The sequence below is a fragment of the Streptomyces longhuiensis genome (assembly GCF_020616555.1).
Taxonomy (GTDB): domain Bacteria; phylum Actinomycetota; class Actinomycetes; order Streptomycetales; family Streptomycetaceae; genus Streptomyces; species Streptomyces longhuiensis.
On record NZ_CP085173.1, the window covers coordinates 4,514,214 to 4,534,825 of the forward strand.

The 20,612-nt window shown below is 72.4% G+C and carries 19 protein-coding genes; 10 read left to right on the plus strand and 9 right to left on the minus strand.

Going from position 1 to position 20,612, the window contains the following annotated elements; all coding sequences use genetic code 11:
• The first annotated feature begins 8 nt into the window (after window positions 1-8).
• On the plus strand, window positions 9-659 hold the full coding sequence (locus LGI35_RS20885; protein ID WP_227295359.1) for a hypothetical protein: 651 nt from the start codon (window positions 9-11) through the stop codon (window positions 657-659).
• 5 nt (window positions 660-664) lie between these two features.
• Here LGI35_RS20885 and afsK read toward each other — a convergent pair whose 3' ends face one another.
• Complete coding sequence (afsK, locus tag LGI35_RS20890) at window positions 665-3,079, minus strand: protein serine/threonine kinase AfsK (protein ID WP_227295360.1); 2,415 nt, start codon at window positions 3,077-3,079, stop codon at window positions 665-667.
• 215 nt (window positions 3,080-3,294) lie between these two features.
• Complete coding sequence (locus LGI35_RS20895) at window positions 3,295-3,981, minus strand: VOC family protein (protein ID WP_227295361.1); 687 nt, start codon at window positions 3,979-3,981, stop codon at window positions 3,295-3,297.
• A 299-nt stretch (window positions 3,982-4,280) separates the two neighbouring features.
• Here LGI35_RS20895 and LGI35_RS20900 point away from each other — a divergent pair, with 299 nt between their 5' ends.
• Entirely contained in the window at window positions 4,281-4,928 is a 648-nt protein-coding gene (locus LGI35_RS20900; RefSeq protein ID WP_116512450.1) for a TetR family transcriptional regulator, read from the plus strand.
• Between the two features lie 102 nt (window positions 4,929-5,030).
• On the opposite strand, the gene LGI35_RS20905 is transcribed toward LGI35_RS20900, so the two are convergent.
• Window positions 5,031-5,507 (minus strand): nitroreductase family deazaflavin-dependent oxidoreductase, encoded by a 477-nt coding sequence (locus LGI35_RS20905; RefSeq protein ID WP_227295362.1) that lies wholly within the window; start codon window positions 5,505-5,507, stop codon window positions 5,031-5,033.
• A complete protein-coding gene (locus LGI35_RS20910; protein ID WP_227295364.1) occupies window positions 5,507-6,709 on the minus strand; it encodes an acyl-CoA dehydrogenase family protein in 1,203 nt (400 codons plus the stop codon). Before LGI35_RS20910 ends, LGI35_RS20905 begins: the two co-directional genes overlap by 1 nt.
• A 142-nt stretch (window positions 6,710-6,851) precedes the next feature.
• On the opposite strand from LGI35_RS20910, the gene LGI35_RS20915 reads away from it, so the two are divergent.
• From LGI35_RS20915 to LGI35_RS20930, 4 genes are all read left to right on the plus strand, one after another.
• Window positions 6,852-8,030: a thiolase C-terminal domain-containing protein gene (locus tag LGI35_RS20915; RefSeq protein ID WP_227295366.1), complete on the plus strand. Its 1,179-nt coding sequence runs from the start codon at window positions 6,852-6,854 to the stop codon at window positions 8,028-8,030.
• A 207-nt stretch (window positions 8,031-8,237) separates the two neighbouring features.
• On the plus strand, window positions 8,238-9,194 hold the full coding sequence (locus LGI35_RS20920; RefSeq protein WP_227295368.1) for a hypothetical protein: 957 nt from the start codon (window positions 8,238-8,240) through the stop codon (window positions 9,192-9,194).
• Window positions 9,195-9,347: 153 nt separating this feature from the next.
• A complete protein-coding gene (locus tag LGI35_RS20925; protein WP_227300411.1) occupies window positions 9,348-10,799 on the plus strand; it encodes an amino acid permease in 1,452 nt (483 codons plus the stop codon).
• Window positions 10,800-10,901: 102 nt separating this feature from the next.
• A complete protein-coding gene (locus LGI35_RS20930) occupies window positions 10,902-11,555 on the plus strand; it encodes a pyridoxine/pyridoxamine 5'-phosphate oxidase (RefSeq protein ID WP_227295370.1) in 654 nt (217 codons plus the stop codon).
• Window positions 11,556-11,565: 10 nt separating this feature from the next.
• On the opposite strand, the gene LGI35_RS20935 is transcribed toward LGI35_RS20930, so the two are convergent.
• From LGI35_RS20935 to LGI35_RS20950, 4 genes are read right to left on the minus strand one after another with little or no spacing between them, the layout of a single operon-like run.
• The gene (locus tag LGI35_RS20935; protein WP_227295371.1) at window positions 11,566-12,141 is read right to left on the minus strand and encodes a GNAT family N-acetyltransferase; all 576 of its coding nucleotides are present in this window, start codon (window positions 12,139-12,141) and stop codon (window positions 11,566-11,568) included.
• Between the two features lie 6 nt (window positions 12,142-12,147).
• Complete coding sequence (locus LGI35_RS20940; protein WP_227295373.1) at window positions 12,148-13,029, minus strand: GNAT family N-acetyltransferase; 882 nt, start codon at window positions 13,027-13,029, stop codon at window positions 12,148-12,150.
• 24 nt (window positions 13,030-13,053) lie between these two features.
• Window positions 13,054-13,470, minus strand: a complete 417-nt coding sequence (locus LGI35_RS20945; RefSeq protein ID WP_227295375.1) for a Zn-ribbon domain-containing OB-fold protein — start codon at window positions 13,468-13,470, stop codon at window positions 13,054-13,056.
• Window positions 13,467-13,919: a DoxX family protein gene (locus LGI35_RS20950; protein ID WP_227295377.1), complete on the minus strand. Its 453-nt coding sequence runs from the start codon at window positions 13,917-13,919 to the stop codon at window positions 13,467-13,469. The genes LGI35_RS20945 and LGI35_RS20950 overlap by 4 nt, the downstream gene beginning before the upstream one ends.
• A gap of 149 nt (window positions 13,920-14,068) precedes the next feature.
• Between LGI35_RS20950 and LGI35_RS20955 the strand changes: the two genes are divergently transcribed.
• The 4 genes from LGI35_RS20955 (at window position 14,069) to LGI35_RS20970 (ending at window position 19,250) form a co-directional block, all read left to right on the plus strand.
• Window positions 14,069-15,220: a flavin-containing monooxygenase gene (locus tag LGI35_RS20955; RefSeq protein WP_227295379.1), complete on the plus strand. Its 1,152-nt coding sequence runs from the start codon at window positions 14,069-14,071 to the stop codon at window positions 15,218-15,220.
• A 266-nt stretch (window positions 15,221-15,486) separates the two neighbouring features.
• On the plus strand, window positions 15,487-17,703 hold the full coding sequence (locus LGI35_RS20960; RefSeq protein WP_227295381.1) for an acetate--CoA ligase family protein: 2,217 nt from the start codon (window positions 15,487-15,489) through the stop codon (window positions 17,701-17,703).
• Window positions 17,704-17,760: 57 nt separating this feature from the next.
• A complete protein-coding gene (locus LGI35_RS20965) occupies window positions 17,761-18,549 on the plus strand; it encodes an enoyl-CoA hydratase/isomerase family protein (protein WP_227295383.1) in 789 nt (262 codons plus the stop codon).
• 83 nt (window positions 18,550-18,632) lie between these two features.
• Window positions 18,633-19,250, plus strand: coding sequence for a flavin reductase family protein (locus LGI35_RS20970; protein ID WP_227295385.1), 618 nt, complete (start codon window positions 18,633-18,635; stop codon window positions 19,248-19,250).
• On the opposite strand, the gene LGI35_RS20975 is transcribed toward LGI35_RS20970, so the two are convergent.
• Window positions 19,251-20,573 carry an MFS transporter gene (locus LGI35_RS20975; RefSeq protein ID WP_227295387.1) on the minus strand — a complete coding sequence of 441 codons (1,323 nt, stop codon included), beginning with the start codon at window positions 20,571-20,573 and terminating at the stop codon, window positions 19,251-19,253.
• Between the last annotated feature and the right edge of the window lie 39 nt (window positions 20,574-20,612).

Here is a 20,612-nt window from a genome sequence, read left to right on the forward strand (position 1 = left end):
GGCTGCGCATGGTCCGCAACGTCCTTGGGTCGATCCTCGCTCTCCTCGGAGCGACGGCCGCCGTTTCCAGCCCCTTCCGTGCGTGGTACGACGGCCGTCACGGGCGCTACTACCGCCTCGGTGACCTGTTCACGGGTACTGGAGTGACCGACGCGCGCGCGGAGTTGTTCGGTTCCCTCCTCCTGCCGTTCGTGGTGGCCGCCGCCGCGACGCTGATCGGGGTCGTGCTGCGGTCGCGGCTGCTCGTCGCGTTCGCGGGCGTGGTGGTGCTCGCGTTCACCGTGCTGTGGATGGTGCGGGTGGGGCAGGCGGAGGGGCGGATGGTGGTCGCCGGCGACGGTTCCGGGCTCGGTCTCGGGGTGGCCGGCGCGGGGGTCGGCGGCGCCCTGCTGCTGCTCGGTGCGGCCGTGATGAGCGGGCGGCACAAGCGGCGGCCACTGCTCCCGGAGTACGCGGACGACGGCGGCCCGGAGCCCACGCACTTCACCGACCCGGTGCCACCCCCGCCGCACACGCTCGACGGCCCCCAGCACACGCTGGAGGGCCCGATGCAGCCGTACGCCGAGCAGCCCCCGTACCCCGATCCCCCTTACGAGGAGCCCCCGTACGAGGAGGGGCAGCAGGGGCACCCGGGCGGGCGGCCCGGCGACAAGCCCTGAAGGCTCTAGCGCGCCGGGGCCGTCCCGGTGCCCTTTTCCGCGTCCAGCGCGTACACGCAGCGGTCCTTGCTGCACGCGTACACCACACCGTCCTTGACCACGGGTGCGCCGGTGATCTCGCCTCCGGTGGCGAGCTTCCAGCGGAGGCGGCCGTCGTCGGCCTTGAGGGTGTACAGGAGGTGGTCGGTGGCGCCGAAGTGGATGCGGTTGTCGGCGACCACGGGTGAGCCGACGACCTCGCCGCCCGCCTGGAAGCGCCACTTGGGCGTGCCGGTGACGGCGTCGAGGGTGTAGAGGCCCTGGCCGCTGCCCACGTGCACGTGGCCGTGCGAGACGAGGACCGGTTCGATGGAGGAGGGGCGGGGTTCCGTCGCGATGCGCCAGCGGTCGCGGCCGTCGGTGGCGTCGAGGGCGTAGACGGTGCCGAGGTGGTCGGCGAGGTAGACGCCGCCGCCGGTGACGGCGGGTCCGGGGGCGAAGGCGGGCGGGCAGAGGAACACGGCCGGCGCCTCGAAGTGCCAGCGGACATGGCCGCTCACGACGTCGACGGCCAGGACGCGGGTGCCGGCGGCCACGTAGACGTAGCCGTCGGAGGCCTGGGTGAGGCGGACGGGGACGCCGCCGCAGGAGGCCGCGTCGCCGATCGGGTACGACCAGCGCTCCTCGCCGGTACGGGCCTCCAGCGCGCGCAGCCGGGCGTCCTGCCAGACGTAGACGGTGCCGTCGTGGATGACGGGTCCGGCCTCGGGCGACTCGAAGTCGGTCTGGGCGCCGGTGATCTCCCACAGCTTGTCGCCGTTGACGGCTTCCCAGGCCTGGACGCCGCCGCCGCGGGTGCCGGTGACGACGGTGCCGCGGTCGGCCTTGAGGGAGTACACCCAGGCGTCGGTCTGGAGCCGCCACAGGTCGTGTCCCTCGCGGGCGTCGAGCGCGTAGAGGGTGGGGCCGTCGGAGGCGTGGATCCGGCCGTCGGCCACCGCCATGGACCAGGCGACGTCACGCGTCTTGAAGCGGCGCCGGCCGGTGGAGACGTCGAGTGCGTGTACCTCGAAAGAGGTCACGTAGACGAGGTCGCCGGCCACGGACGGGGTGCCCCACACGTCGTTGGACATGCGGAAGCGCCAGGGGCGCCAGGCGGCGCCCGCCTCGGGGGCCGGGGCGGGGACCACGGGGTCGGTGGTGCCGTTGACGCCGGTCTTGGGGCGGGACCAGGACGCGGCGAGGCCGGCGTCGGCGGGCGGTGCCTTCACGGCGGCGGCGCGGGCGTCGGCGACGCGCGGGCCGGGGCCGATCGGGACCTGTGCCCCGGCCAGGCGCACGGGTCCGGCGTCGGGTGCGAGGCCCGCGGTGGCGGCGACGGGTGGGGGTACGGGCGCGGGGCGCCAGCCGCCGGTGCCGGGGGCGTGGGACGGGGGTGGGCCCGGGGGCTGTGCGGGCATGGCCGGCATGGGGCCGGGGCCGCCGCCGTGCACGCCACGGCCGCCGCTGCCGCCGCGGCCGGGACCGCTGCTCCTGACCGGGGGCCGTCCGCCCCTGCGTTCCTCGATGAGCGCGACGGAGCGCTCGGGGAGCCAGGCGGACGCGGTGCCGCTGTCGTCACTGCCGGAGCCGAAGAGGTGCGGGGCGAGCTGGGCCTGGAGATCCGCGGGCGAGGGCCGCAGCGGTGCCTCCATCTTCATGCAGGACTCGATGAGAGGCCGCAGTTCGGCGGGCAGTCCTTCGATGTCGGGGCCTTCGCGCAGCAGCATGAAGACGGTCTCGACGGGGTTGGCGCCGTGGAAGGGTGCGTGTCCGGTGGCGGCGAAGACGAGGGTGGAGCCGAGGGAGAAGACGTCGGAGGCCCCGGTGACGCTCCGGGAGTCCTTGGCCTGCTCGGGCGACATGTAGGCGGGGGTGCCGACGGCGACGTTCGTCATGGTCAGGCGGGTGTTGGAGACGCCGGAGGCGATGCCGAAGTCGATGACGCGGGGGCCGTCCTCGACGACGAGCACGTTCGACGGCTTCAGGTCGCGGTGGACGAGGCCCGCGCCGTGGATGGACTGGAGGGCCTCGGCGATTCCGGCGGCGAGCCAGCGCACCGCCTGGGCCGGAAGCGGCCCGCACTCGTTCACTATTTCTTCGAGGGAGGGCGCGGGAACGTAGGCGGTGGCGAGCCACGGCACGGCGGCGCGCGGGTCGGCGTCGACGACGGCCGCCGTGTAGAAGCCGGATACGGCGCGGGCCGCCTCGACCTCGCGGGTGAAGCGGACGCGGAAGAGCTGGTCCTCGGCGAGTTCGGTCCGCACGGTCTTGATCGCCACGCGCCGGCCGGATGCCGAGCGCGCGAGATACACGAGTCCCATGCCGCCGGCGCCGAGCCGTCCCAGGACCTCGAACGGGCCGATCCGCCTCGGATCGTGCTGCGTCAGCTGATCCACCACTTGCCTGCCTCCCCGTACGGGACCGGGTCGCTGTGCACAGTCCCCGGTCAGCGTCTCACCACCGAAGCGCTACGGCGGCACGCACCCCGATTCTTCCTGTACGGGGCTCCGGTTGCGAACCCGGGGGCAAATCGGGGTGTCCCGGGAGAGGTACCGCATTACGGGTGCGTTCCGCGGGAGTGGAAGGGGGCCGGGCGGGAGGCGGGAGGGGCTGTTCAGCCCTGGTGGACGGCGAACGCGGCGCCCTGGTTGTCGGTGAGGACGGCCACGCGTCCGTACGGGGCGTCGAACGGTTCTTCCTTCACGCGGCCGCCGAGGCGGGTGGCGGCGTCGGCCGTGACCTCGCAGTCGGTGACGGCGAAGTGGACGAGGAAGCGGGCCGGGGCGTCGCCGGCGGCGGCGGATATGCCTAGGTCAGCGGCGCCCTGTCGCAGGACCGACGCGTAGAAGGGGGCGACGGTCGCCCTGTCGCGCGCGTGGAGCTCGGCACGGCGGAACGTGCCGGGTTCCCCTTGCGCCTCGAAGCCGGTGTGGGTGCCTGCCTGCCAGAGGCCGAAGACGGCTCCTTCGGGGTCGGCGGCGAGCGCCATGGTGCCGAAGGGGCCGACGGAGAGGGGTTCGACGAGGAGCTGTCCGCCGCGGTCCCTCACGGCGGAGGCGACGGCCTCGGCGTCGCGGGCCTTGAAGTAGACGGTCCACCCGGTGGGCGTGCGGCCGTCGCGGTCCGGGGCGAGGGCCGCGACGTTCCTTCCGTGGCTGTAGGCCTGGGTGTAGTAGCCGTACTCGGCGCCCGCCCCCTCGTCGAAGGTCCAGCCGAAGAGGTCGCCGTAGAAGCGCTTGCCCGACTCCACGTCGGGGAGCGCGGCGTCGGCCCAGCAGGGGGCGCCCTCGGCGAACTCCATCGGCGCGCGTCCTTCCTGTTCACCCGCCGTACACGGGTGTGCCGTGCGTCACTGCGGGGAGGGGTGTCCCCTGGGTGGCAGGGTGTCGCGTCCGGGGGCCGGAGGCACGGCCAATTCGAACACTTGGCCAATTCTATCCACCGGGTTTTCCACAGGCTGTTGATAACTTGTGCGGCCTCACCGGCCCCCACATGCGCGAAAGCCCCGGGCGACCCCTCATCAACCCATGTGCCGGAGCCCCCAACCCCATTTGCAGTCGGCCGAATCGCGCTCCGATCACCCCTCGGTAAGCTGACGGCATGACAGGACAAGTACGTACCGTCGACGGCCGCGTGGCCGGGCGGCGTGGTCAGGCGACGCGTCAGAAGCTGCTGGAGTGCCTCGGCGAGATGCTCAGCTCCTCGCCCTACCGGGACGTCAAAGTCATTGATGTGGCCCGGAAGGCAGGCACCTCACCGGCGACCTTCTACCAGTATTTCCCGGACGTCGAGGGCGCCGTTCTGGAGATCGCCGAGCAAATGGCCGCGGAGGGCGCCGGGTTGACCCAGCTCCTCGAGGGCCGCTCATGGGTCGGCAAGGCCGGCTGGCAGACCTCGCAGGAACTCGTCGACGGATTCCTCGAGTTCTGGCGGAAGAACGACGCGATCCTGCGCGTCGTCGACCTCGGCGCGGCCGAGGGCGACAAGCGCTTCTACAAGATCCGCATGAAGATCCTGAACTCCGTGAACAACTCCCTTACGGACACGGTCAAGGAGCTCCAGGCCAAGGGCAAGGTCGACAAGGACGTCAGCCCCGCCGCGATGGCCGGTTCACTCGTCGCGATGCTCGCGGCGGTGGCCTCGCACCAGAAGGGCTTCCAGACCTGGGGCGTCAAGCAGGCCGAACTCAAGCCCAATCTGGCCCTGTTGGTACACCTGGGCGTCACCGGCAAGAAGCCGACGAAGTAGCCCTGGAGCAGTCCTTCGGGTTTTCCAGTTCCTGTCGAGCAGCGGCGGTTCGCGTGTCACGTGAGCCGCCGCTGTTGCAGTTCCGTCATGCTCCGGTCCGCCCTATCGGCGCTCCAGCCGGAAGAGCCTGATCTCCCGCTCCACCCTCGCCTGGTACGTCGCGTACGGCGGCCAGAACTTCAGCACCGCCGCCCAGGCCTCCTCCCGCTCGGCGGAGTCGAGCAGCCGCGCGGTGACCGGGACGTCCTCGCCCTTCCAGTTGATGTCGGCGTCCGGATGGGCCAGCAGGTTCGCCGTCCAGGCGGGATGCCCCGGGCGGCCGAAGTTGGACCCGATCAGCAGCCAGGTGCCCGCCTCCCGCTCGGGCATGCACGCGAGTGGCGTACGCCGCGGGAGTCCGCTCTTCGCGCCCCGGGCCGTCAGGATGACCCCCGGCAGCATCTGGGCGCTGAGCAGCACCTTTCCCCGGGTGAGCCGGTGCACGGCGCGGTCCATCGCGGGGATGAAGTGGGGGGCGACGCGGGCGAAGGCGCGGGTCGACGAGACCTTCTGCAGCAGTCTCACTCCAGGTGGCGCCATCAGGCCGTCACCTCCTGACGGGTGAAGAGCTCGGCGGATTCCGCGGCGCGGGCGCGCAGCAGGTGGACGGGGCCGAAGAGCAGCTCGTCGCCGGTGGCGCGCTTGAGGTAGAGGTGGGCGTCGTGCTCCCAGGTGAAGCCGATGCCGCCGTGCAGCTGTACAGCCTCGGACGCGGCGGTGCGCAGCGCTTCCAGGGCCTGGGCGAGGGCGAGGCCGCCGGTCCGCTCCCCGCTCCCTGAGCCCGCCGACCAGGCCGCGTAGTACGCCGCTGAGCGCGCCGCCTGCACCTGGACGTAGACGTCCGCGAGGCGGTGCTTGACCGCCTGGAAGGAGCCGATGGGCCGCCCGAACTGCTCGCGTTGGCGCACATGCTCGACGGTCCGCTCCAGGGCGCGCCCGGCGGCTCCGACGGCTTCCGCGGCGAGTACGGTCGCGGCCGCGTCGCCCATGGCCGCCAGCGCCGCGGCCACCTCGTCGCCCTCGCCGGAACCGAGCAACTCGGCCGCCACGTGCCGTAGTTCGACCCGGGCGCGGGGGCGCGTCTCGTCGAGGGACGTCCGGCGGGTGCTGACGACTCCCTCCGCGTCGCCGTGCACGAGGAAGAGCAGGGTGCGCGAGCGGGCGAAGCCGCCGGTGTGCGCGGCGACGATCAGGAGGCCTGCGCTGTGTCCGTCGAGGACCTGGTCGGCCTGCCCGTACAGGCGCCAGCCACCGTCATGGCGGTCGTCCTGCCTGGCCTGGACGCCGCCCGCGCGACCGCCGCCCGACCAGTCGCCGCGGTTGTCACCGGTCAGGCCGAGCGCGGTGGCGAGACCCTCGCCGGGGACGGCGAGCGTCGCGGTCAGGGCGCCCGACGCGATACGGGGCAGCAGGTCGGCACGCTGCGCCTCGGTGCCGAGGGCGAGGACGAGCGGGGCGGCGAGCGCCGCGGTGGCGAGGAGCGGGGAGGGGGCCAGCGCGCGGCCCGACTCCTCGCAGGCCAGGGCGAGTTCGGTGGTTCCGCAGCCGACTCCGCCGTACCGCTCGGGGAGCGCCAGGCCGGGCAGGCCGAGTTCGCCGCCGAGGGCCGACCACAGGGCCGGGTCGTAGCCGGCGGGGGTGCCGACGGCGGCCTTGACCTCTTCGGGGCCGCAGCGTTTGTTCATGAGTTCGTGCAGGGTGCGGCGGATCTCGTCCTGTTCCGCGGTGAAGGCGGCGTCCATACGGGCTCCTCCCCGGGGTCCGGCGACCCCGGAACCCCTGTTCTGACGGGGCGTCATGTTAGGGCGGCGGGGTCGGGAAGCACAGAGATGTGCACGGAGAGAGCGTCTGGCGGATTCGGAAATCTGATGTACCGTCAGATTTATGACTGCCGCACTTCACGGTTCCCGCCGGGTCGCCATCGCCGGCATCGCCCTCTCCGACTGCGGCCGCGTGGACGAGGCCACTCCGTACGCCCTGCACGCCCAGGCCGCCCGCCGCGCCGTGGCCGACGCCGGGCTCACCCCCGACGTCGTCGACGGGTTCGCCGGCGCGGGCCTCGGCATCCTCGCCCCGGTCGAGGTCGCCGAGTATCTCGGCCTCAAGCCCCGCTGGGTGGACTCGACCTCGGTCGGCGGCTCCACCTGGGAGGTCATGGCGGCGCACGCCGCGGACGCCATCGCCCAGGGTCACGCGCGCGCCGTCCTGCTCGTCTACGGGTCGACGGCCCGCGCCGACATCAAGGCCGGACGGCGCACGTCGAACCTGAGCTTCGGCGCCCGCGGACCGCTCCAGTTCGAGGTGCCGTACGGGCACTCGCTGATCGCCAAGTACGCGATGGCCGCGCGACGCCACATGCACGAGTACGGCACGACCCTGGAACAGCTGGCCGAGGTCGCCGTGCAGGCGCGGGCGAACGCGGCGCCGAACCCGGAGGCCATGTTCCGCGACCCGGTCACCGTGGACGACGTGCTCGACGGGCCGATGGTCGCGGACCCGTTCACGAAACTGCACTGCTGCATACGCTCGGACGGCGGCGCCGCCGTGCTGCTCGTCGCCGAGGACCTGCTGCCCGACTGCGCCAAGTCCCCGGTGTGGGTGCTCGGTTCGGGCGAGTACGTGTCACACGCGACGATGTCCGAGTGGGACGACTTCACCGTGTCCCCGGCGGCCGTCAGCGGGAAGCTCGCCTTCGAGCGGGCGGGCGTCACACCCGACGAGATCGACCTCGCGGAGATCTACGACGCCTTCACCTACATGACGCTGGTGACACTGGAGGACCTGGGGTTCTGTGCGAAGGGCGAGGGCGGACCGTTCGTGGAGAAGGGGCGGCTGCTGCGGGACGGCGGACTCCCGACGAACACGGACGGCGGCGGACTTTCGGCCCAACACCCGGGAATGCGCGGGCTGTTCCTGCTGGTGGAGGCGGTGCGGCAACTGCGGGGCGAGGCCGGGGAGCGCCAGGTGCGCAAGGCCGGCGGGCGGCTTCCGCGGCTCGCGGTGGCGTCCGGTACGGGTGGATGGTTCTGCTCCTCGGGAACGGTGGTGCTCGGGACGTCCTGAGTCCGCACCCGCGAGGCCGCGTCCATAAGAATCCGGGAATCGGCACAACAAATTTGCAATTTCAATAAACCGACCGCGGACCACTCCTGCGCCGCGGAATAAACAACCCGGAACCTGTTATTTCGGATGCACAGTTTCCGTAGGGCATGTTCCTGAGTAGGGTGCTCCCCGTCGTCCGTAGGAAAAGCAGAACAGTGGCAGGGGAGCATGACCGCCGGCTCGTTCGAAGGACAGTACGTCTGGCATCCCGCCGCCGACGACCGAGAGCTGGCCAGGGCCTGCACGGATTTGCGGGCGGGCCGCTACTTCGGCGCACACTCGGTCCTCAAGGAGACGCACGGCGACTTCGGGCTGCGCGCCCACCGCTCCCTCGTCCTGGCCTCCGTCGCCGCCGACTCCGACCTCGCGGAACGCTGGCTCGAGGAGGAACCCGGCCCCGACGCCGCCCTGCTGTGGGCACGCGTCGCCGTGTTCCGGACCCTGCGCGCCGCCCAGTCGCACGACCGGCGCATCGGGGCACTGGGCCGGATAGCGCTCGCCGCCTGCGACCGGGCCGCGGACCTCGCGCCCAAGGACCCCACCCCGTGGGCCGCCCGGCTCTCCCTGGCCCGCCTCCAGCGGCCACGCGACCGCGCGCCGCAGGGCCTGCTCACCGAACCCCGCGGCCCGTGGGCCCAGTTCGAACACGTCACGCGCCTCGACCCCTGGCACCGCGAGGCCCACCACCAGTTCCTGGCGTTCTTCTTCACCCGGCACGGCGGGAGCACGAACGCGGCCTGGGACGTGGCCGCGTATCTGAGCCAGCGCGCCCCGGCCTCGTCCCCGCTGCGCCTGCTGCCCCTGGTCACCCTCGTCGAGGGCCACAACCCGGCGCACCTCCTCGCCGAGCACACCTGGGACCAGCCGCAGTGGAAGGCGACGGCGCTCGGCGCGTACCGCAACTGGCTGCCGCAGGTGGCCGGCTACCGCTTCACGCCGGTCCTCGACCTGGCGTACCTGGCGCACGCGCTGCACATGGCGCAGTGCGCCTTCGAGGCGCGGGCCGTGTTCACGGCCATGGGCCCCTACGCGTCCCGGATGCCGTGGAGCGTCTTCGGCGACCCCGAGGAGCAGCTCAGCAGGGCGCGGCGCGCGTGCGGCCTGCCGGTCCCCCACAGCACCTGACCCCCGACCGCCCCACAGGTTTCGGAAATTCCCCCACACCGGAAGGCCGAGATGGTGTCCGACCCCCTGACCAGCGCACCCACTCCCCCCACGTCCCCGAGCAGATCCGGGCGGCCCGCCGCCGCGCTCGACGACGACGCGACGCTGCACGCGATGGGCTACCCGCGGAAGCTGACCCGGCGCTTCAAGGCGTTCGACAATTTCGCGATTTCGTTCACGATCATCAACATCATCTCCGGGATCTTCTCGTCCTTCGGGTTCGGAATGAACGCCGGAGGGCCGCGCATTCTCGTGTTCGGCTGGATAGCCGTCGCGGCCATGGTGCTTTCCGTCGGGGCGTCGATGGCCGAAATTGCATCGGCGTATCCGACGAGCGGAGCGCTCTATTTCTCGGCGGGGAAGCTGGCGAAACGGCACAAGGGCGCCTGGTCCTGGTACACGGGCTGGCTGAATTTCGTGGGGCAGGTGGGCGGCACCGCGGCGACGGGCTACGCGGCGGCGACGTTCATCCAGGCGTTCCTCGTCATGCAGTGGCCGTCGTACCACGCGACGGCGCAGCAGACGGTCCTCATCACGGCGGTGATCCTGCTGCTCCAGGCGCTCGCCAACACGTACACGGTGCAGCTGGTGGCGCTGGTCAACCGGATCTCCGTGTGGTGGCTCCTCATCGGCATGGTGGTCATCGTCGTCGCGCTGATCGCCGTACCGGACCACCACCAGTCGGCGTCGGTCGTCACGCAGTTCACCAACAACACCGGTTTCTCCAACGGGATTTACGCGGCCCTGCTCGGCCTCCTCGTGACCAGCTGGACGTTCACCGGCTTCGACGGCAGTTTCCACATGTCGGAGGAGACGGTCCAGGCGACGGTCAATGCGCCGAAGGGCATCATGCGGTCGATCGGCTACTCCGCCGTCACCGGCCTGATCCTGATGCTGGCCCTCGTCTTCGCGATCGGCGACTACGCGGCGGAGGCGAGCGCGTCGGCGCCGCCCGTGCAGATCCTCATCGACGCGCTCGGCATGACGACGGCGAAGCTCCTGCTGCTGATCGTCATCGGCTCGATGCTGTTCTGCGGCCTGGCCAACATGACGAGCAACACCCGCCAGATCTTCGCCTTCTCGCGTGACGGCGCCATGCCGGGCTCGCGCTGGTGGCACTCGGTCTCCTCGCGTACGCGCACGCCCGTGAAGGCCGTGTGGCTCGCGGCGGCCTGCTCGCTGGTCCTCGTGGTGCCGGGCTGGTGGTCGCACACGGCGTTCACCGCGATCGTGAGCGTGAACGTCGTGGGCCTCTACCTCGCGTACGCCGTCCCGATCTATCTGCGCCTGCGCCACGACGACTTCCAGCAGGGGCCGTGGAACCTGGGCCGCTGGGGCAAGCCGGTGGCGGCGGTCGCGGTGGTCTGGATCGTGGCGAGCAGCGTCCTGTTCATGCTGCCGCAGGCGTCCCCGATCAACGCGACGTCGTTCAACTACGCGCCGATCGCACTGGTCGCCGTCCTCGTGATCGCGACGGTGTGGTGGTTCGCGACGGCCCGCCGCCGCTTCCAGGGCCCGGTCAGCTACGGCAGCCCGGACGAGGTCGCGGCGATGGACCTGATCTGACGGGCCTCGCCCGACGGGCTTCGGCCGTCCGGCGTACGCGTCGCCCCGCCTTCCTGTCGGACCGGTCGGCGGGGCGATCGCGTGTACCGCCAGAATCGGTGCATGCCGGAACTGCGAGAGATCCTGAAGTCCCTGCGCGTCTGGGACACCGAACTTCCCGGGTTCGACCCGTCCGCGGCCCCGTCCGCCCCGCTGCCGCTCTTCGTCGAGTGGTTCGCCGAGGCCGTCGCCGCGGGCCAGACCGAGCCGCACACCCCGTCCCTCGCCACGGTGGACGGCGACGGCCTGCCCGACATCCGTACCGTGATGCTGCACGGCGCCGACGAGGACGGCTTCCACTTCGCGTCCCACGTGGGCAGCGCCAAGGGCCGCCAGCTCGCCGCGCACCCGCGGGCCGCGCTCGGTTTCTACTGGCCGGCGCGGGGCCGCCAGATCCGCGTACGCGGTGATGTCACCGCGGAGTCGCCCGAGGTGAGCCAGGCCGACCTCCACGTCCGCTCGACGGGAGCGCTGGCGGCGGCCCTGGTCGGCCACCAGAGTGAGGTCCTCGGCTCGCAGGAGGAACTGGATTCGGCCTCGGCCGCCGCCTGGGAGCGCGCGCAGGCCGACCCGACCGCCCCCGCCCCGACCTGGACGGCCTACGCGCTGGCGCCGCGCGAGGTGGAGTTCTTCCAGGGCGACGCCCGCCGCCGCCACATCCGCCTCAGGTACCGCTCCACGAAGGCGGGCTGGGTACGGGAGCTGCTCTGGCCGTGACCGGGCGGCCTCACGCCACCGGGGGCTCGGGATCCGTGGCGAGGCGGGCGTGCAGGTGCATGTCCCGGAAGGCGTCCCGCCGCCCCGCCTCGAACATCGCACCCCGCAGCGTGCCCTCGTACCGGTATCCGCCGCGCTCGGCGACCTTGCAGGACACCTCGTGCCCGAGCGCGTGGTCGAGTTCGATCCGGTAGAGGCCGAGTTCGCCGAAGGCCAGCCGCGACGCGAGGCTCAGCGCGCGGGTCGCGACGCGGCGCCCGCGCGCCTCGGGCAGCACCCAGTAGCCGACGCGGGCGCTGCGGAACGCGGGCGTGATCGCGCTGAGGGCGACGTTCCCGAGCACCTCCCCGGTGCTCTCGTCGGTGACGCAGCACGCCACGGACTCGCCGCTCGCCAGCGCCTCCTGGCGTGAGCGCAGGTACGCGTGAGCGGCGGCGAGGTCGTCGACCGGGACGAGAGGGGTGTTCCAGCGCCGGAACTCGGGGTCACCGAGCCCGCGCAGCACCGCGGCCGCATCCCCCTCGTCCCCGGCCCGCCAGCCGCGCAGAAGCAGTCCGTGGCCACGTATCTCAAAGGTGTCGATCACGAGGTGTCAGCCGTTCTCGGGTGCGGTGAAGGTGTGGACGGCGAAGTCCCGCACGGGGCGGTAGCCGATGCGCAGGTACAGGCCGTTGCTCGTCGCGTTGGCGAGGTCGGTGAACAGGAGCACCTCGCTCGCGCCCGCGGCCCGGGCGGCGCGGCTGACCTCGGCGGTGACCGCTCCCGCGTAGCCGCGGCCGCGCAGCTCCTTCGGTGTGTAGACGGGTGCGACCCGGACCGCTCCGGCGGCCTGGCGGGTCACGCCGGCCATGGAGACGGGCACGCCGTCCGCGGTCTCCCAGAGGGTGACGCCGCCGTACGAGATCCGCTCGTCGGCCCACTCCTGCGAGGCGCCGCCCGGAGTGCCGGTGTCCGCGTCGAACGCGGTGCGCCACCGGACCAGCAGCTCCCGGTCCGCCTCGGTGGCGACGCGGGGCCGCCCGGCGGGTGCGGGCAGCGGCGGGGTGAGGTCCCCGAGCCGGTACAGGCGCTGCTCGATGGCCCGGCGGGCCCCCGCTCCCGTGCGGGACTGCCAGGCGTCGGCGAAGGCGGCGGAGGCCGAGTCGACCCCGAACACACCGGTCACCGCACGCCCTTGGAGCGCGACGGCGAGCGCGTCCGCCTGCTCCCTGTCCAGGGGACTGACATGGAGCCGGAAGGGCTTCGTCCACAGGAACGTCCCGCACACGCCGCCGTCCGGTCCGTACAGCACGCCGAAGAGCTGCCCCTGCGCCCCGTACACCGCCGGCCCCCGTTCCCGCAGGCTCGCGGTGACGCTGAGGACGACCGTGTGCAGGGCGGGCTCGGCGCGCAGGTAGCCGCCCGCGCGGGCGAGGAAGTCGTCGACGTCAGCGGTAAGGTGCCAGCCGGGCACGGACGCGGGGCTCTCTGTCATGCCCGCATGGTGCCGCCCGTCCCCTCACGTCCGCGAGCGAAATACCGGGACGGAGAAGTCGTCCACCTGACGGAAGGTGACCTCCAGCGGCATGCCCACGCGCAGCTCGTCGCCGTCGGCGTCCACGATCTCCGTCATCATCCGCGGGCCCTCCGCGAGGTCGACGACGGCCGCGATGTACGGGGTGCGGGTGCCGAAGGGCGGCAGGTCGTTCCGGTGGACGACGGACCAGGTGTAGAGGACGGCCGTCCCGGACGCCCGCTCCCACACGACGTCCTCGCTCCAGCAGTGCGGGCAGAACTCGCGCGGATAGTGATGGGCCCGCCCGCACGCGCGGCAGCGGCGGAGCAGCAGCGTCCCGTCGGCGGCCGCGTCCCAGTAGGGGCGGGTGAAGGCGTCGGGCTCGGGGAGGTCGAACCGTACGGTCGCGGGAAGAGTCACAGGAACAGTCCGATCGCCGCGTCGAGGGACCAGGCCTGCCAGGACATGGCGAAGAGCGCCACGAGCGAGATGAGGGCCATCATCGCGTTCTGTCCCTGCTCGGCCCAGTCGTGGATCATCAGGACCAGGTACAGGAGGTTCAGGAGCAGCCCGCCGACGAGGGCCACGGGTGTCAGCAGGCCCACCACGAGCCCGAGTCCCAGGGCCAGTTCGGCGTAGACGACGATGTACGCCATCGCTTTCGGCCGGGGGGTGACGACCGCGCCGAAGCCGCTGCGTACGGCGTTCCACCGGTGCTTCGCGGCGACGTCGGCGGCCCAGGCGATGCCGGTGCCCCGCTCGAACCAGCCCTTCTTGTCCTTGTGCCGCCAGCTCTCCAGCCACCACAGTCCGAGGCCTATGCGCAGCACGGCCAGCCATTCGACGCCGTCGAGCCAGATCGAGTCCACGACCGGGGCCCTCCTCTCCGTTTCTGACGGAACGTCAGTTCAGCGCACGCGGGGGCACCACCGCAAGGGGCGTACGCCGTGATGAATTCGCAACCGATTCCGGTCTTGACCGAGACCCATCAAATCGAACCGTGATTACGCTCGCACTCATGGTCACCGAGCCCGCGCCCGCCGCACGCCCCCAGGACCGCCCCGTGTACGTCATCGGGGGCGGCCCGGGCGGCCTCGCCGCGGCCGCGGCACTGCGCGAGCGGGGCGTACGGGCCGTGATCCTGGAGAAGTCGGAGCACGTCGGGGCGTCCTGGCGCCGCCACTACGACCGCCTCCACCTGCACACCACCCGCAAGCTCTCCGGGCTCCCCGGCCTCGCGATCCCGCGCCGCTTCGGCCGCTGGGTGTCCCGCGACGACGTCGTGCGCTACCTGGAGAAGTACGCCGAGTTCCACCGGCTGGAGATCGTCACCGGCGTGACCGTCTCCCGCGTGGAGCGCACGGAGGACGGCTGGCTCGTACGCGCCTCGGGCGGGCGCGAACTGGCCGCGAGCGCCGTCGTGGTCGCCACGGGCTACAACCACACCCCGCGCCTGCCGGACTGGCCGGGCCGCTCCTCGTACACGGGCGAGCTCCTCCACGCGGGCGACTACCGCAACGCCCAGCCGTACGCGGGCCGCGACGTGCTCGTCGTCGGCGTCGGCAACACGGGCGCCGAGATCGCCGTGGACCTGGCCGAGGGCGGCGCGTCCCGCGTCAGGCTCGCGGTCCGCACGGCGCCCCACATCGTGCGCCGGTCCACCGCGGGCTGGCCCGCGCAGCGAACGGGCATCCTGTGCCGCAGGCTGCCCGTGGCGATCGTGGACCGCCTGGCCCGCCCCATGGCGAGGCTCAGCGTGCCCGACCTGACGGAACAGGGCCTGCCCAGACCTACGACCGGCCTCTACTCGCGGGCGCGCGAAGGCGCGATCCCCGTGCAGGACGTCGGCCTGATCGACGCCGTGCGCACGGGCGAGGTCCAACCCGTCGCGGCCGTCGAGGCGTTCGAGGACGGCAAGGTGGTCCTCGCAGACGGCACGCACATCGCCCCCGACGCGGTGATCGCGGCGACGGGTTACCGCCGCGCACTGGAGGACCTGGTCGGTCACCTCGGCGTCCTGGACGACCGGGGCCGCCCGACCACGCACGGCCGGCGGACGAACCCCGCCGCGCCCGGCCTCTACTTCACGGGGTACTCGAACCCGATCAGCGGCATGTTCCGCGAACTGGCCCTGGACGCACGGAAGATCGCGAAGGCGATCGCGGGCTGACCCCGGCCACCGCCACCCCGTCACCTCTCCACATGCCCGCCGTCACGCCCGCAGGGCCGCATGCCCGCATGCCCGCATGGCGTCATCCGCCCGCATCCCCTCCGCCACACCCGCCCACAGTGGCCACATCCCGCCGTTCCAACCCGCCCGCCCGTGGGAACACCCGTAACAGCCTTTGCGTGCAGCCCTGTTCCTGACACAGCGTCAGTTCAGTAATCTGACACTACGTCAGTTAGTGAGCACCAGTCGAGGAGCGGGCGGACCCGATGCTTGGATCGACATACGGCACCCTGACCACCGACCCCCGCCGGGCCCGCACGATCGCCTGCGGAGAGCAGCCGGCACCTGCCGTGCACGGCAGGGCGGACGACCTGGACGTGAGCGGCAGGCCACTGCACCGCGAGGTGCCCGACCTGGACCGTTTCTTCCGGCCCGAAGCGATAGCGGTCATCGGCGCGTCCGACGCCGAGGGCCGCCCGAACACGGGCATCACGCGCCAGCTGATCGCGTGGGCGGAGCGCGTGGGCGCCCGCCTCCACCCCGTGCACCCCACGCGCGAGACCGTCTTCGGCATCCCGTGCTCGGCGGGCGTCTCCGCGCTGCCCGAACCCGTCGACCTCGCCGTACTCCTCATCTCGGACCCGCTGCCGGTCATCGAGGAACTGGCCCAGGCCAAGGTGAAGTTCGCGGTGGCGTTCGCGTCGGGCTTCGCGGAGACCGGCGAGGAAGGGGCGGCCGCGCAGTCGTCCCTGTCCGCGGCGGTCAGCCGCTCGGGCATGCGGCTGCTGGGCCCGAACACAAACCTGAACGCGTTCTCCGAGTTCCGCGACGACCTCGACGGACCCGCGATCGCCCTCATCACGCAGTCGGGCCACCAGGGCCGTCCGCTCTACACGATGCAGGAGCTGGGCGTACGGCTCTCGCACTGGGCGCCCACGGGCAACGAGGCGGACCTGGAGACGGCGGACTTCATCTCGTACTTCGCCGAGCAGCCCGAGGTCGGGGCGATCGCGTGTTACGTGGAGGGCCTGAAGGACGGCCGCGCCTTCCTCCTCGCGGCGGACCGCGCGGCGCGAGGCGGCGTACCCGTCGTCGCCGTCAAGGTCGGCCGGACCGAGACGGGCGCCCGCATGGCGGCCTCGCACACGGGCAAGCTCACCGGCGCGGACACGGTGGTGGACGCGGCGATGCGGCAGTTCGGCGTGATCAGGGTCGACGGACTCGACGAACTCCAGGACACCTCGGCCCTGCTGGCGCGGGCCAGGCCCCCGCGGGCGGACGGGGTGGCGGTCTACTCGATATCGGGCGGCACCGGCGCCCACTTCGCCGACCTGGCCACCCGCGCCGGCCTGACCCTGCCCTCGCTGTCCGAGGCGAAGCAGCAGGAGCTGCACCAGTGGATCCCGGAGTACCTCAACGTCGCGAACCCGATCGACAACGGCGGCCACCCGGTCGGCGACTGGCGCGGCCCGAAGATCATCGAGTCGATCCTCCAGGACCCGTCCATAGGCGTGCTGATCTGCCCGATCACCGGCCCGTTCCCGCCGATGAGCGACAAGCTGGCCCGGGACCTGGCGGAGGCGGCGGAGCGCACGGACAAGCTGATCTGTGTCGTCTGGGGCTCGCCCCTCGGCACCGAGGACGCCTACCGCGAGACGCTCCTCGGCTCCTCGCGCCTCGCCACGTTCCGCACGTTCGGGAACTGCATCACGGCCGTCCGCGCCTATCTGGACCACCACCGGTTCACCGCCGCCTACCGCTCCCCGTTCACCGACGCGCCCCGCACGCCCTCCCCCTCCTTCCGCAAGGCGCAGGCCCTGATGCGTCCGGGCCGCCAGCTCAGCGAGCACGCCGCGAAGCAGCTCCTGCGCGCGTACGGCATCCGCGTGCCGCGCGAGCAGCTCGTGACCAGCGCCGCGGCGGCGGTACGGGCGGCCGGGCAGGTCGGCTACCCCGTCGTCATGAAGGCGTCCGGCGCGCGGCTGGCCCACAAGTCGGACCTGGGCCTGGTCAAGGTCGGCCTGACCTCGGCCAGCCAGGTCAGGGACGCCTACCGGGAACTCACCGACATCGCCCGCTACGAGGGTCTCGACCTGGACGGCGTCCTGGTCTGCCAGATGGTCGAGCGGGGCGTCGAGATGGTCGTCGGGGTCACCCAGGACGACCTGTTCGGCCCGACGGTGACGGTGGGCCTGGGCGGCGTACTCGTGGAGGTGCTGCGGGACACGGCGGTGAGGGTGCCGCCGTTCGCGGAGGACCAGGCGCGGGCGATGCTCGACGAACTACGGGGCAGGCCCCTCCTGGACGGGATGCGGGGGGCGCCGTCCGTGGACCTGGACGCGCTGGTCGAGGTCGTCCTGCGGGTCCAGCGCATGGCCCTCGAACTGGGCGACGAACTCGCCGAGTTGGACATCAACCCGCTCATGGTGCTCCCCCGGGGCCAGGGCGCGGTGGCGCTCGACGCGCTCGCCGTCTGCCACTGAGATCCGCCGGTACCGCCCACCGCCCGTGCCCGCCCTCCGCACAGAGAAGAAGAGGTCATGTCCGCCACCATCGAGTGCACGACCGCCGACGCCGTCACCTGGATCACGCTCAACCGCCCCGAGGCCATGAACGCGCTGACCTGGGACCAGCGCGAGGAGATCATCGGCATCCTGAACAGCGCCTCCGGCGACCCGGACGTGCGCGCCGTCGTCATCACGGCGACCGGCAGGGGCTTCTGCGCCGGCGCGGACCTGCGGGGCGCTCCGGCCACCGGGCCCCGCGTGCCCGGCGACGTCGCCCGCACGATCCGGCTCGGCGCGCAGCGTCTGATCGCGGCGGTCATGGACTGCGAGAAGCCGGTCGTCGCGGCGGTCAACGGGACGGCGGCCGGCATCGGCGCGCACCTGGCGTTCGCCTGCGATCTGGTGCTCGCGGCGGAGTCGGCCCGGTTCATCGAGGTCTTCGCGCGCCGCGGCCTGGTCCCGGACGGGGGCGGCGCCTATCTGCTGCCGCGCCTGATCGGGCCGCAGCGGGCCAAGGAGCTGATGTTCTTCGGCGACGCGCTCTCCTCGGCGGACGCGGAACGTCTGGGCCTGGTCAACCGCACGGTCCCGGACGGGGAGCTGCGCAAGACGGCCCAGGAGTGGGCGGCGCGTCTGGCGAGCGGTCCGACCCGGGCCATCGCCATGACCAAGCAGCTGGTCAACGCGTCCCTGGAGTCGGACCGCGCGACGGCGTTCGCGGCGGAGGCGGCGGCGCAGGAGATCAACATGACGACGGCGGACGCGCAGGAGGGCGTCGCCTCCTTCAAGGAGCGGCGCGAGGCGACGTACGAGGGCCGGTAGCCGACTCCGCGGCCGGTGGCCGTCATCGAATTCAGGCCCGCCACTTCCTATCTGACGCATCGTCAGCTTCAATCGTAGGTGTGATGGGACACGCAGGAATGGCAGCGACGGTGGTCAGGTACCTCCGGTCGGTCGGTGCGCCCACGTCGGCCGAGCCGGTGGACGCACTGCCGCGTCCGGAGCTACGGGCCGTGGGCGAGGACGAGCGGGCGCCACTGGACCCCGGCGAGTTCCGCCGCGTCCTCGGGCACTTCGCCACCGGCGTCACCGTCGTCACGGCGCCGCCCGCACATCCAGGCGCTCCCCCCGCGGGCTTCGCCTGCCAGTCCTTCTCCTCGCTCTCCCTGGACCCGCCGCTGGTGGCGTTCATGGTGGCCCGCACGTCCACGACCTGGCCGCGCATCGCGAGCGCCGGCGTCTTCTGCGTGAACGTACTGGGCGCGGACCAGGGCGCGCTGTGCCGGTCCTTCGCGGTGAGCGGCGCGGACAAGTTCGCGGGCGTCGAGCACGACGCGGCGCCCGTGACGGGCTCGCCGCGGATCGCGGGCGCGCCCGCGTGGGTCGACTGCACGATCCACGCCGTCCACACGGGCGGCGACCACCTCATCGTGGTGGGCCGGGTGGAAGCGCTCGGGACGGGGGACGGCGAGGCGTCCCCGCTGCTGTTCCACAAGGGCGCGTTCGGCCGCTTCGAGCAGTGATCAGGCGAGTCCGGCCACCAGGGGGCCGGGTGCGCTCCGGCGCCGGATGACCAGCGCCATCAGGGCCGCCGCGGCGCACAGCGCGCCGGACGCGTACCAGACGACGTCGTACGAGCCGAACGTGTCACGGGCGACGCCGCCGAGGAAGGCGACGAGCGCGGCGCCCACCTGGTGCGAGGCGAGCACCCACCCGAACACGATCGCGCTGTCCTCCCCGTAGTGCTCGCGGCACAGGGCCAGGGTCGGCGGCACGGTGGCGACCCAGTCGAGCCCGTAGAAGACGATGAAGAAGATCATCGGCGGGTGGACGGACGGCGCGAGGAGCATGGGCAGGAACAGCAGGGAGATGCCGCGGAGCGCGTAGTACACCGCGAGCAGCCGCCGCGCGTCGAAGCGGTCGGTGAACCAGCCCGACGCCACCGTTCCGACGACGTCGAAGACCCCCACCACGGCCAGCAGCGAGGCCGCCGCGGTGATCGGCATCCCGTGGTCGTGCGCGGCCGGCACGAAGTGCGTCTGCACGAGCCCGTTCGTGGAGGCGCCGCAGATCGCGAAGGTCCCGGCGAGCAGCCAGAAGGGTCCCGTACGGACGGCCTTGAAGAGCACGCCCACGGTGCGGCGGGCGGCCCCGGTGACGGGCGGCGGCTTCTCGACGAACTCCTCGGCGCCGTACGGGGTGGTGCCCACGTCGGCCGGGTGGTCGCGCAGCAGCAGCCACACGAACGGCACGACGGCGAGCGCCGCGAGCGCCACCGTCACGGCCGCCGGCCGCCACTTGTGCGTCTCGACGATCCATGAGAGCAGCGGCAGGAAGATGAGCTGCCCCGACGCGGACGCGGCCGTGAGGATGCCGGTCACGAGCCCGCGCCGGGCGGTGAACCAGCGGTTGGTGACGGTCGCGGCGAACGCGAGGGCCATCGAGCCGGAGCCGAGCCCGACCAGCAGGCCCCAGCACAGCAGGAGCTGCCATGCCGAGTCCATCCACACGGTCAGACCGGAGCCGGCCGCGATGACGACCAGGGCGACGGCGACCACGCGCCGGATGCCGAACCGGTCCATGAGGGCGGCGGCGAAGGGCGCGGTCAGCCCGTACAGCGCGAGGTTGATGGAGACGGCGAGCCCGATGGTGCCGCGGGACCAGCCGAACTCCGCGTTCAGCGGGTCGATCAGCAGCCCCGGCAGGGACCGGAAGGCGGCGGCGCCGATGATCGTCACGAAGGTGACGGCGGCCACGAACCAGGCGCGGTGGATACGGGGACGGGGGCGCGGCGGACGGGAGGCGCCCGCGCCGGGCGAGCCCTCGGCCGCGGTGGTCGGTGTCATGTCCGTTGGGTGCGTCACAGCAGACAGCATCGGATCACG